Source organism: Maribacter zhoushanensis, assembly GCF_029350975.1.
Taxonomy (GTDB): domain Bacteria; phylum Bacteroidota; class Bacteroidia; order Flavobacteriales; family Flavobacteriaceae; genus Maribacter; species Maribacter zhoushanensis.
Map to the genome: position 1 here is coordinate 1,223,598 of NZ_JARKMR010000001.1, position 11,923 is coordinate 1,235,520.

An 11,923-nucleotide genomic window follows, 5' to 3' on the forward strand; every position below is an offset into this window, starting at 1 on the left:
TTTTAATAATAAATAAAATTGAGGGAATTATTAAGCTGTTGAGAGGTTACAGTTTTAATGATTCCCTTATTTTTGCCACAAATTTATATTATGTCCACATCAAGTAGTGAAAGATATCAGCAACGCGGCGTGTCTGCCTCTAAAGAGGATGTACACAACGCTATTAAAAATATTGACAAAGGTCTTTTTCCAAAGGCATTTTGTAAGATAGTGCCTGATTATCTGACCGGAGATGAGGAATATTGCTTGGTAATGCATGCAGATGGTGCTGGTACAAAATCTTCATTGGCTTACATGTACTGGAAGGAAACAGGAGATATTTCTGTATGGAAAGGTATTGCACAAGACGCATTGATCATGAATATTGATGATTTGATCTGTGTTGGTGCTACAGATAATATTATGCTTTCTTCTACTATAGGTAGAAATAAAAATAAGATTCCGGGTGAAGTGCTTTCTGCTATTATCAATGGTACCGAAGAATTGATCAATGACTTAGGTGAGTTTGGTATTACCATTCATTCTACCGGTGGTGAAACTGCAGATGTTGGAGATTTGGTTAGAACTATAATAGTAGATTCTACGGTAACCGCTAGATTAAAAAGGAGTGATGTTATCGATAATGCCAATATTAAGGCTGGAGATGTTATCGTTGGTCTAGAATCATTTGGTCAGGCCAATTATGAAAAGGAATATAATGGCGGAATGGGCAGTAACGGATTGACCTCTGCTCGTCATGATGTTTTTTCTAACTATTTAGCAGAAAAATTTCCAGAAAGTTTTGATGCTGAAGTACCTAAAGACCTTGTTTATTCTGGTAATGTGAAGTTGACTGACAAAGTAGAAAACTCACCAATAGATGCGGGTAAATTAGTGTTGTCTCCAACACGAACATATGCTCCAATAGTTAAAAGAATTCTTTCTAAATATAGCTCAAATGAAATTCATGGAATGATTCATTGCAGCGGAGGGGCACAGACCAAAATTCTTCATTTTATTGATGAATTACATGTGGTCAAAGATAATTTGTTTGATGTTCCCCCATTATTTCAATTAATTCAAGAACAGTCTGGTACAGATTGGAAAGAAATGTATAAAGTTTTTAATTGTGGACATCGATTAGAATTTTATCTTCCTGAAGATGTCGCAAATGATATCATTGAAATTTCAAAAAGTTTTGGTGTAAATGCTCAGATTATCGGTAGGGTAGAAGCGTCAGATTCAAAAAAACTGACAATTTCAAGTAAGTACGGCACCTTTGTGTATTAAGACATACGATTAACGTAAATAAATCGTTCTTTTTTGTATAAACCTATCTTGCTATGGAAAGAAAAGAATTTTTACGAACACTGGGCGCTGGTGCTGCATTTGCAATAACTTTTCCTTGTTTAGGCAGCTGTTCAAAAGATAGCGAAGTTGAAGGTGATATTGTAACCCCGCCAACAGATATAGATTTTACTATTGATCTTGATTCTGAAGAAGCTGAAAAACTTGCTAATAATGGTGGTTTCATTCTAAAAAACTTAGTTGTAGTTGTCAAAAATTTAGAAGGTGAATTTGTTGCTGCTACACAAATTTGTAGTCATGAACAATATGATCAGGTTCGGTTTGTAAATCAAGATGGAGGTATATTCTACTGTGATGTTCATGGGTCTAAATTCTCTCAAACCGGAACACCTTTAAATGAGATACCTAATAGTACATCAAAAGCATTAAAAATTTATAATACATCTTTAGAGGGTTCTATATTGCGTGTTTATGAGTAAATAACATGCAACAAACCAATTATTAGAACTACACCAACCTAACTTATTATTCTTTATGACCATAAATACCCCCAATTAGAGAATTAAGTGAAAAAGATTTTTGCCTTATTAATATGTCTTATGACCTGCTTTATGTACGGTCAAGAGAAAAGGTACGTAACGGTCAAAAAGTCTTATGAGGTAATGGGCGGTGAATTTGATATTACCGTAATATCTGAAGATGAAGAGTTAGGGTATATTTATATTCAAGAGGCATTGGCAGAAGTGCAAAGAATAGAAAAATTGATATCTTCTTGGGATGTGGACTCTGAAACTAGTTTAATCAATAAAAATGCTGGTATAAAACCTGTACCTGTTAGTTGGGAGTTATACAAACTTATAGAACGGTCCATTTTGTTATCTGAAATAACCAACGGTGCCTTTGATATTACTTTTACACCATTAAACCATATTTGGAAACTAGATGGTACTATGGAAGCTGTCCCTTCTTCAACAGAAGTAAAAGAGGTGAAGAATAAGGTCGGTTATAAAAATATCGTACTAAATAGTAAAGATCGTACTGTATTCTTGAGTAAAAGGGGAATGCGCATTTCGTTTGGTGGTATTGGTAAAGGTTTTGCTGCCGATAAGGCAAAAGCTTTGTTGGTCTCAAATGATGTAAAGGCGGGTATTATTAATATAGATGGAGATATCACTACCTGGGGAACTAAAGTTACAGGAGATAAATGGCTTATTGGGGTGGTGAACCCTGATTTAAAGGGTGGAATATCATCATGGATACCTATTTTAGAATCCTCTGTGGCAACCACTGGTGGCGATGGTAATTTTATAATGTCGGGCAATAAAAAATACACGCATATTATGGATCCCAGAACAGGATATCCTGCTATTGGTATTAATAGTGTTTCTGTTTTTGCTAAAAGTGCAGAAACCTCGGACGCTTTGGCTACTTCTATTTTTGTGATGGGGCTTGATGCCGGGCTCGCATTGATCAATCAATTGGGCGACACTGAAGTAATTATCGTTGATAGTGCCAATAAAATGCATAAAAGCAACGGGGTCTTACTTAACTAGTTTTCAATTTTTAATTCTTACCGTAATTATCCCGCTAGGGTGTCTATAATTTTATTGTAAATTTGCCATACAAGTGAAGTAAGCATATGATAGATAAGTTAAACATCGTAAAACAACGTTTTGATGAGGTTTCAGACCTTATAATTCAACCGGATATTATATCCGATCAGAGTAAATATGTGAAGCTCACAAAAGAATATAAGGATCTTAAAGATTTAATGGATAAGCGAGAAGAATATCTTGAGCTTACCAATAACATTGCCGAAGCAGAAGAAATTATTGCTGATAGTAGTGATGCGGAAATGCTAGAAATGGCAAAAATGCAAATGGAAGAAGCTAAAGCAGGATTGCCGAAGCTAGAGGAGGATATAAAATTGATGTTGATTCCTAAAGATCCTGAGGATGCAAAAGATGTCGTTGTTGAAATTAGAGCCGGAACGGGTGGTGATGAAGCAAGTATTTTTGCGGGCGATCTTTTTAGAATGTATACCAAGTATTGTGAAGGTAAAGGTTGGAAAACCAATGTAATTGACCTTAGTGAAGGTACTAGTGGTGGTTATAAAGAAATACAATTTGAAGTTTCTGGAGCAAACGTTTATGGGACTTTGAAGTTTGAAGCAGGTGTTCACCGTGTGCAACGTGTGCCACAAACAGAAACTCAAGGTAGAGTACATACTAGTGCAGCTACTGTAATGGTTTTGCCTGAAGCAGAAGATTTTGATGTGCAGATAGATCCAAAAGATGTTAGAATAGATTTCTTCTGTTCTTCCGGTCCTGGTGGTCAGTCTGTAAACACAACTTACTCTGCTGTTCGTTTAACCCACATCCCAACCGGATTGATTGCACAATGTCAAGATCAAAAATCACAACACAAGAATAAGGATAAGGCATTTAGGGTTCTTCGTTCTAGATTGTATGATTTAGAATTGGCGAAGAAACAAGAAGAAGATGCCGCTAAACGAAATTCTCAAGTTAGTAGTGGTGACCGTTCTGCAAAGATTAGAACGTATAACTATCCTCAAGGTAGGGTAACAGATCACCGTATTGGGCTTACGTTATATGATTTGTCGAATATTATAGATGGTGACATTCAAAAAATAATAGACGAACTTAGTTTTGTAGAGAATACTGAGAAATTGAGGGAAGCCTCTGAGATATTTTAAGCTATGACCACTCAAGAGTTAGTTGCCCAAATACATAAGAAACAATCTTTTTTATGTATTGGTTTAGATACGGATTTGGAAAAGATTCCATCATACTTATTGGAAGATGAAGATCCTATTTTTGCGTTCAACAAAGCTATTATAGATGCTACACATGAACTGTGCGTAGCATATAAACCAAACATTGCTTTTTATGAAGCATACGGAGTTCAAGGCTGGTCGGCATTACGTAAGACAATTGCATACTTAAACGAAAACTATCCAGATATATTTACCATTGCAGATGCAAAAAGGGGAGATATAGGAAATACTTCTACGAGATATGCCAAGGCATTTTTTGAAGATTTGAATTTCGATTCTATTACTATAGCTCCTTATATGGGTAGAGATTCTGTTGAGCCTTTTTTGGCGTTTAAAGATAAGCACACAATATTACTTGCTCTGACTTCTAATCAAGGTGCTTTTGATTTGCAAACCAAAAAGATAGACGGTAAGGAGCTTTATAAAGAAGTATTATTGGTTTCTACAACATATGAAGGTGCTGAGAATCTAATGTACGTGGTAGGCGCCACTAAAGCGGAATATCTTACTGAAATACGTGAAATTGTACCTAATAGCTTCTTATTGGTACCTGGTGTAGGAGCGCAAGGAGGAAGCCTGAAAGAGGTATGTAAATATGGGATGTCTGAAAACGTAGGACTCTTAATTAATTCTTCTCGCGGAATAATATACGCATCTGATCAAGAGAACTTTGCAGAAGCCGCTAGGGCTAAGGCAGAAGAATTACAGCAGGCAATGAAAATGGAACTAGAAAGATTAAACTAAATCTTCTAAGGTTCTTTTGATTCTTTGTGCTTTTGATTCGAAAAATTCTCCCAATTGAGTGTTTGACTGAATGTCAGAAGCTTTTTCTATAAATGTCTGATATTGATACTCCAATAAGCTTATGATATCATTATTTGCTTCCATTGGTGTTACCGATCCTACCTTACAATACTGCTTGTTCATTATACTATATTTATGTTCTTACAAATATACGTTCAGAATCGAGTTTTGGACGTGGGTATGTTGAGCTGTACATCTAATTAATAGGTAATATGTCTTTTTTTTAACATTTATACAGATGAAAACTTAAAAGGATGTTGATTTTGCGTGAAATTTGATTATCCTAAATGTTATATCAAAAAGAATTAATACATTGTAAGTTAACTGTCTTTTAAAGAAATTTTCAATTTGCTTCACTATATAACATATCAACATAAAACATCTACCACTTGGGTTACATTTGTACATGGTGCAGGTGGCAGTTCTTCTATTTGGTATAAGCAGATAAGAGAGTTCAAAAAACATTTCAACGTACTTCTTTTAGATTTAAGAGGGCATGGTAATTCAAAACCAAGTCTTAAGAATGTATTTGATGAAAAATATACCTTTGATGTTATAACCAATGATATTGTAGAGGTTATTGATCATGAAAAGATTGAAAAATCACATTTTGTAGGTATATCCCTTGGTACCATACTTATTAGAAATTTAGCGGAAAATTACCCGGAGCGAGTAGAAAGTATGGTAATGGGCGGTGCAATTATGAAATTGAACCTGCGTTCACAAATATTAATGAAACTGGGTATTATTTTTAAAACCGTCATACCTTATTTATGGCTATATAAGTTTTTCGCCATTATTATAATGCCCAATAAGAACCATAGAGAGTCTAGGCTTTTATTTGTCCGTGAGGCAAAGAAATTATACCAAAAAGAGTTTATTAGGTGGTTTAAGCTCACCTCAGAGATTAATCCGCTGCTACAATTCTTTAGATCTGCTGATATAAAAATACCTACCCTTTATGTTATGGGCGAGGAAGATTATTTATTCTTGCCAAGTATTCGCAAAATTGCAAAATCTCATGAGAATTCGCAGTTGATTGTGGTTGAAGACTGTGGTCACGTAGTAAATGTGGAACAGCCTAACTTTTTTAACGAGAAAGTGGTGTCTTATTTAATAGGACAGAATTAATAAAGGTATATATAGATTGTTGAGCACGGACTAAGCATTTTAGACTTCATGTTGGGTTAAAAACAAAAAAAAACCGATGCTCCCACCGGTTTTTAACTAACTAACTCAAAAAATAACTAACTCAAAAAATTGAAAATGAATGCTTTAATATTGTTCTGTTTAATTTTAACGCATAACTTTTTAAGTTATTGTAAGAGCTAAAGAAAATCTACTTTTTATCTTGAAGAGCAAATACTTTTTTAAGTACATCTGTTGTTCTTGAAGAATATTTTGTTCTAATTTCCTCTTCTTCTACAGCAATCATTTTATACACTCCTGATAATGCTTCCTCAGTAACATAATCAGTTAAATCAGGATTTACATTATTTGTAAGTGGTATAGAATTGTACTTTGTTATGATTGAGCTCCATATTTTATCTGCTCCTACTTTTTTAAATGATTCACTAATAACAGGATTGAATTTTGAGTACAACTCAGTATTTGTTTTAGTTTCTAAATATGTAGTAGCTGCATCGTTACTTCCTAATAATATGTTTTTTGCATCTGCAAAAGACATTTCTTTAACAGCATTTACAAAAATAGGTGTGGCTTCTGAAACAGCATCTTCAGCCGCACGATTTAAAACTTTTAATCCTTCATCTGCTAAGCTGCCCAAGCCTATATCGCGTAAAGTTTTATCAACCTTTTGTAAATCTTCTGGTAAAAGAATTTTTACCAATTCATTTTTGTAGAAACCGTCTGTTGCGGTTAATTTACTAACCTGTTTTTCAATACCAAGGTCAAGAGCTTCTTTTAATCCGTTGGCAATTGTTTCGTTACTTAAAACGCTTTCAGTAGAAGTTGGTAATTGATTTACAACTTGTTGTAATTCTGCGCATGATACTATTACCAATATGCATATGGCCAAGCTTACTTTTTTAATCATCTTATTAATATTTATTTAGGGTCTAATGTACTTACGAGAATATTATAGTTTTATTGTTGTATACTATTGTTTTACGTGCAATATGGAGTTTTACACCTCTTGAAAGCACTATTTTTTCCAAATCCCTACCTTTTGCAATGAAATCTGTAATAGAGTGGGAGTGGGTAACGGTGGTTACGTCTTGCTCAATGATTGGACCGGCATCTAGTTCTTCTGTTACATAATGACTAGTTGCGCCTATAATTTTCACACCTCTTTTAAATGCTGCGTGATATGGTTTTGCTCCGGCAAACGCAGGTAAAAATGAATGGTGAATATTTATAATCTTATTTGGGAATTTATCGATAAGCGTTCCGCTTACTATTTGCATATACCTGGCCAAAACAATGAAGTCAATATCATATTTTTCTAATAATGTCAATTGTTCTTGTTCCGCTTCAGTTCTATTCTCTTTAGTAAAAGGTATATGGTAGAACGGAATATTGAATTGATCTGCAATATCTTTAAGGTCATTGTGGTTGCTTAAAATAAAAGGTATCTCAACTGCTAGTTCACCAGAACGATACCTGCTTAACAAGTCATATAGGCAATGTTTGTACTTAGATACGAAAATGGCCATTTTAGGCAATTTATCATCTGTATGTATGCTCCATTGCATAGTATATGTAGTTGCCAACTCTTTTTGAAAAAGAGATTTAAAATGGTCTAAGCCGGTGAAGTCATCTTCGAATTCTACCACGGTACGCATAAAAAATACGTTGGCAGATTTATCTACATGCTGGTCAAGGTAAACAATGTTACCTTTGTTTTTACTTATAAATCCGGTTACAGTGCATATAATACCTGCTTGATCCGGACAATGAACGAGAATTGTTGTTTTCAATGGAAGTTTATTATGGCTTCAAAAATAGCTCATAATTCTTAAAGTGCCTGCTATATCTCGTAATTTGGGAAGAATTTAAAACGATTAAGAGTGCTCGGATTTCCAAGCTTTATATGATTTTCTAAAACTTTTTATCTCTTTTCTTAATAGGTTGATGTACTCCGTTTCTTTTACACCATGTTTTTCTAAGCCTATACAATAAGAGTTGATATTTCTTATAATAATATTAATGTAAGAAATGGTTTCTAGACGTTCATTGCTACAATTAGAATATTCTACCTGTGCAATTTTTTGAGGTATTAAAATAGAATCTGTTAAGATAGAATTGGCCATTATATCCCTAAGACTTTTTGATTCGCATAGGCGCATTAAATCTTTATTGAAAGATACATATGAGGCAATCTCTCTACTCATTGTGCAGAGCTCCAATGCTTTCCTGTAAATAGGTAAATGTCTTAAACTTCGATATGCCATTATGTGGGGTGTAATTAGCGTCATATAAAATTACGTTAGTTATTTGTAAATTTTCTATTGAATAGAAACGTAATTTGTATTTTTACCTTTGATAATAAATAATTAAACAGAAAAACTTTTGAATCCAAAGATTGATGAGCTTAATTGGAAAATACTGAAGCAATTGCAAGATAATGCAAGAGAATCTTTTGCAAATATTGGTCGCACGGTAGGGCTAACAGCGCCTGCAGTAGCTGAGCGTGTTAAGAAAATGGAGGATCTTGGTATTATACATGGCTACAAGGCTACCGTATCTCATGCATTGACAGGGCACCAATTAAAAGCAATAATTACATTACGCGCTTTTATGGGGAAATTAAAGCCTTTTTTGGCTGTGGTACCAACTTTACAAGAGGTTATAAATTGCTATAGAATAACTGGTAATGAAAATATAGTTATGGAGGTGGTATTGAAAGATCAATTCCATTTAGAAAAATTTATTGATAAGCTCATTCAATATGGCGAAACCAGAACACATATTGTATTGTCGCAAGTAATTTCAAATGCCCCAATGCATAAAATAAAATAGAATTTCTATAATTGTTTTAACTAGATTTAAGTTGTATTTGTAATTTGAATTTAAAAGACAATTGATTAAATATTATTTTGGCTAGATTTTTGATGCAAAATAAATGATGAAAAAAATACTACTCTTTGCCTTTGTTTTGATTTCGTGGACTTCTTTTGCTCAAGAGCTTAGACTTTTAAGAGGTGCCATTACAGAAAATTTAATAGTGAATGATTCTGTCAGCGAAACGTATTCACTTTATTTACCTACAGATTTTGAAGTAAACAAACCTTGGCCTGTAGTTTTTGTGATGGATTTAGATGGTAAAGGAAAGGCGGCAGTTTCTATGTTGATCAATGCCGCAGAGAAAGAAGGTTATGTGTTGGCTAGTTCCAATAATATAAGTGATTCTCTATCTATTGCAGAGAATGTTTTGGTTGCAAATAGAATGTTCAATTCTGTATTTAATACAATACCTACGGCAAAAAATCGTACATACACGGCTGGGTTTTCCAGTGGGGCAATGTTCGCATCTATTTTACCAACGTTTGTTAGGGAAATAAAGGGTGTTATTTCAATAGGAGCCTCTGTAGGAAATGTTGAAATATTGAGCGTAAAGCAACCCTTTCAGTTTATTGGTTTGGTAAACAGGTCAGATTATAATTTTACTGATATGTATAATACCAGGCAGATACTTAATAAGCTGAAATTTCCTAATGAATTACTGGTGTTTGATGGTGATCGTAACCTGCCGGAAAAAGAAGTAATTGCTAAAGCGTTTAGAATGCTAACATTGACCAGTATGGCAAAAGGTCATTTACAACGGAACGATAGTTTGATCAATGCATCATACAATGAATTTTTGGTAGATGTTAATACTAGTGTTTCTAAGCAAAAGCCATTATTGGCAACATATCAAATGTTAGATATGGAGAAAATTTTCTATCCTTTAATGAAACTTGACTCTTTAAAAGCCTCGCAAAAAGTATTGAGAAGAAGTACTTCTTACAGGCAAGCAAATAGAAGTCAGAATAGTTATTTTCTAAAAGAATCGTTTACCAAAGAGGATTATAGTTATTACTTGGAAGAAGATATCATTTCTTACAACTATGCCAATTTAGGTTGGTGGAATTATCAGATGGATGAATTAAGTAAATTAGATAAAAGTACTAATCTGTTTGAGCGTCAAATGTCTGCTAGGCTAAGAGGTTATATTAATGCCTTGGTTTCTGATAATATCGATTTTATAGCTGCAGATGAAAAGGTTGATTGGGAGGCTTTGAACTTATTGAACATGATAAAAACTATAACTGCACCAACTGAACATGAAGGTTATTTAAATGTTATATCCGCTAGTTCTAAAATGGAAGATTACGGCACGGCACTTTTTTATCTGGAAGAACTTTTAAAAACAGGATACTCTGATAAGCAAAAGTTATATTCAATAGAGCATACATCATTATTTAGAATTATGCCAGAGTTTAATGAGATGATAGAAAAGTATCTAAAAGATGCTAGATATGATGTTATTGAACAGTAAGGTGTGGCACCTTTTCTACATCCCAATCTATGACCAATCCTTTTGCTAAAGATTTGGTAATCTCTTTTCCATAAAGTAATTCGCAAAGATATAGAGCTGCTTCAAAGCTTTTAGCTCCGCCGGCAGAGGTAATGTATTTTCCGTCGTGAACAAACAGGACATTGTCTTTTATATTCAAATCAGGGAACATCTTTCTATAATTTTCCACATCGCTAGGGAATGTGGTTGAAGCAACTGAATCTAAAATTCCTGTCTTTGCCAAGGGGAAGGCTCCGTCGCAGTGGCTTGTCATGTAGATAGCGGTTTCATCGACTTTTTTTATAAAATCTAACATTACAGTGTCTTCCAAATCACTGTCCATGGAATGTTCTGCGCTAGGCACTACTAAAATATCTATTCTAGGTAGCTCATCTTTTGTGTAGTCATAATCTGGTAGTATACGTACTCCCTCAAAAGTGGTGATGGGTTCTAAAGTGTTGGCAACTATTAAAGTGTTCATTGCCTTTATATTCTTTCTATATTTTGTATGCTGAAAAATATCGAATGGTGCAGTAAACTCAGTATTAAAAGTGCCATCCATAATAAGAAAGGCAACATTGTAGCTTTCAGGATTTAGCTCAGGCATAACTCTAATTTCTTCTACAACAGCCACTTTTTCAGTTGTTGTCTTATGTTCGTTACAACTGAATAGTGTTAAAAGGAAAATCGGCAGTACATGTATAAATTTCATATTGAAAAAGTATAAGGTTCTAAAGTACGACTATATGTAAAATAACTTACAATGAATAAATTGTATTTTTGAAGCGTAAAGGAAGAAATATGAGGTTATGTATTGCAGTTTTGGTTTTGGGAATGTTTGTTTCATGCGGACAAGAAAAGAAATATCACGATGTAAAAGATGATGCCGTTTCTACCGCAACATCAGATAAATTAGTAGATATTTTAATTTTTCAGAAAGAATTAAATACTGAATTTAAAGATCCTGAAACTTCTCCATTAGCGGATCGATTTCGAATTGATTTTGAAACCTTAGATTTCTTTGAGCCAGATACCAGTTATGTAATTGAGGCAGAATTTATAAGAACTCCAGAAGCATTGCCTTTTTCAATGCCTACTACTACAGATAGGGAGTCTACAGAGGTAGTGTTTGCTATTGCGAAGTTTTCTATTAAAGGAAAAGAACATGAATTGGAAATTTATCAATCTCCTGATTTAATTACGCAAGAAAAATATGAGGATTACCTGTTTTTGCCCTTTACAGATAATACGAATGGCGAAGAAACTTATGGCGGTGGTAGGTATTTAGATTTAAGAATTCCTGATGGCAATACCATTATTCTTGATTTTAATAAAGCATATAATCCTTACTGTGCCTATAACAAGAAATTTAGTTGTCCTTTAGTACCTGCCGTTAATAATTTAGATACTGAAATTAAAGCAGGGGTAAAGGCTTTTGAACATTAATGGCAGATAATAAAAAACCTCGGCAGGTATTGCCGAGGTTTTAAAACTCAAACTATAAAATCAACCATTAA

The 11,923-nt window shown here is 33.9% G+C and carries 14 protein-coding genes; 9 read left to right on the plus strand and 5 right to left on the minus strand.

The genetic code is table 11. The features are described from left to right. Window positions 1-90: 90 nt before the first annotated feature. The 5 genes from PXD56_RS05205 to pyrF all read left to right on the plus strand — a co-directional run bounded on the left by PXD56_RS05205 (window position 91) and on the right by pyrF (window position 4,828). On the plus strand, window positions 91-1,269 hold the full coding sequence (locus tag PXD56_RS05205) for an AIR synthase related protein (RefSeq protein WP_276492258.1): 1,179 nt from the start codon (window positions 91-93) through the stop codon (window positions 1,267-1,269). A 53-nt stretch (window positions 1,270-1,322) separates the two neighbouring features. Next, the gene (locus tag PXD56_RS05210) at window positions 1,323-1,766 is read left to right on the plus strand and encodes a QcrA and Rieske domain-containing protein (protein WP_276492259.1); all 444 of its coding nucleotides are present in this window, start codon (window positions 1,323-1,325) and stop codon (window positions 1,764-1,766) included. A 120-nt stretch (window positions 1,767-1,886) separates the two neighbouring features. Then, window positions 1,887-2,840 (plus strand): FAD:protein FMN transferase, encoded by a 954-nt coding sequence (locus PXD56_RS05215; protein WP_276492260.1) that lies wholly within the window; start codon window positions 1,887-1,889, stop codon window positions 2,838-2,840. Between the two features lie 86 nt (window positions 2,841-2,926). Continuing rightward, window positions 2,927-4,003, plus strand: a complete 1,077-nt coding sequence (gene prfA / locus PXD56_RS05220) for a peptide chain release factor 1 (protein ID WP_276492261.1) — start codon at window positions 2,927-2,929, stop codon at window positions 4,001-4,003. Window positions 4,004-4,006: 3 nt separating this feature from the next. After that, the gene (gene pyrF / locus PXD56_RS05225) at window positions 4,007-4,828 is read left to right on the plus strand and encodes an orotidine-5'-phosphate decarboxylase (RefSeq protein WP_276492262.1); all 822 of its coding nucleotides are present in this window, start codon (window positions 4,007-4,009) and stop codon (window positions 4,826-4,828) included. On the opposite strand, the gene PXD56_RS05230 is transcribed toward pyrF, so the two are convergent. Beyond that, window positions 4,820-5,011, minus strand: a complete 192-nt coding sequence (locus tag PXD56_RS05230; protein WP_276492263.1) for a hypothetical protein — start codon at window positions 5,009-5,011, stop codon at window positions 4,820-4,822. The two genes, pyrF and PXD56_RS05230, sit on opposite strands and share 9 nt — an antisense overlap. A gap of 225 nt (window positions 5,012-5,236) precedes the next feature. On the opposite strand from PXD56_RS05230, the gene PXD56_RS05235 reads away from it, so the two are divergent. After that, complete coding sequence (locus PXD56_RS05235) at window positions 5,237-6,019, plus strand: alpha/beta fold hydrolase (RefSeq protein WP_276492264.1); 783 nt, start codon at window positions 5,237-5,239, stop codon at window positions 6,017-6,019. A 208-nt stretch (window positions 6,020-6,227) separates the two neighbouring features. Here the strand turns inward: PXD56_RS05235 and PXD56_RS05240 are convergent, their stop codons facing one another. The 3 genes from PXD56_RS05240 to PXD56_RS05250 form a co-directional block, all read right to left on the minus strand. Next, window positions 6,228-6,944 carry a DUF4197 domain-containing protein gene (locus PXD56_RS05240; RefSeq protein ID WP_276492265.1) on the minus strand — a complete coding sequence of 239 codons (717 nt, stop codon included), beginning with the start codon at window positions 6,942-6,944 and terminating at the stop codon, window positions 6,228-6,230. 31 nt (window positions 6,945-6,975) lie between these two features. After that, complete coding sequence (gene purU / locus PXD56_RS05245) at window positions 6,976-7,827, minus strand: formyltetrahydrofolate deformylase (RefSeq protein WP_276492266.1); 852 nt, start codon at window positions 7,825-7,827, stop codon at window positions 6,976-6,978. A gap of 84 nt (window positions 7,828-7,911) precedes the next feature. Continuing rightward, the gene (locus PXD56_RS05250) at window positions 7,912-8,241 is read right to left on the minus strand and encodes a hypothetical protein (RefSeq protein ID WP_276492267.1); all 330 of its coding nucleotides are present in this window, start codon (window positions 8,239-8,241) and stop codon (window positions 7,912-7,914) included. Between the two features lie 178 nt (window positions 8,242-8,419). Here PXD56_RS05250 and PXD56_RS05255 point away from each other — a divergent pair, with 178 nt between their 5' ends. Both PXD56_RS05255 and PXD56_RS05260 read left to right on the plus strand, forming a co-directional pair. After that, a complete protein-coding gene (locus tag PXD56_RS05255; protein WP_276492268.1) occupies window positions 8,420-8,869 on the plus strand; it encodes an Lrp/AsnC family transcriptional regulator in 450 nt (149 codons plus the stop codon). Between the two features lie 106 nt (window positions 8,870-8,975). Then, window positions 8,976-10,388, plus strand: a complete 1,413-nt coding sequence (locus PXD56_RS05260) for an alpha/beta hydrolase (RefSeq protein ID WP_276492269.1) — start codon at window positions 8,976-8,978, stop codon at window positions 10,386-10,388. On the opposite strand, the gene PXD56_RS05265 is transcribed toward PXD56_RS05260, so the two are convergent. Next, entirely contained in the window at window positions 10,375-11,118 is a 744-nt protein-coding gene (locus tag PXD56_RS05265; protein WP_276492270.1) for a DJ-1/PfpI family protein, read from the minus strand. The two genes, PXD56_RS05260 and PXD56_RS05265, sit on opposite strands and share 14 nt — an antisense overlap. 89 nt (window positions 11,119-11,207) lie before the next feature. Between PXD56_RS05265 and PXD56_RS05270 the strand changes: the two genes are divergently transcribed. Beyond that, a complete protein-coding gene (locus PXD56_RS05270) occupies window positions 11,208-11,852 on the plus strand; it encodes a DUF1684 domain-containing protein (protein ID WP_276492271.1) in 645 nt (214 codons plus the stop codon). Window positions 11,853-11,923: the final 71 nt, after the last annotated feature.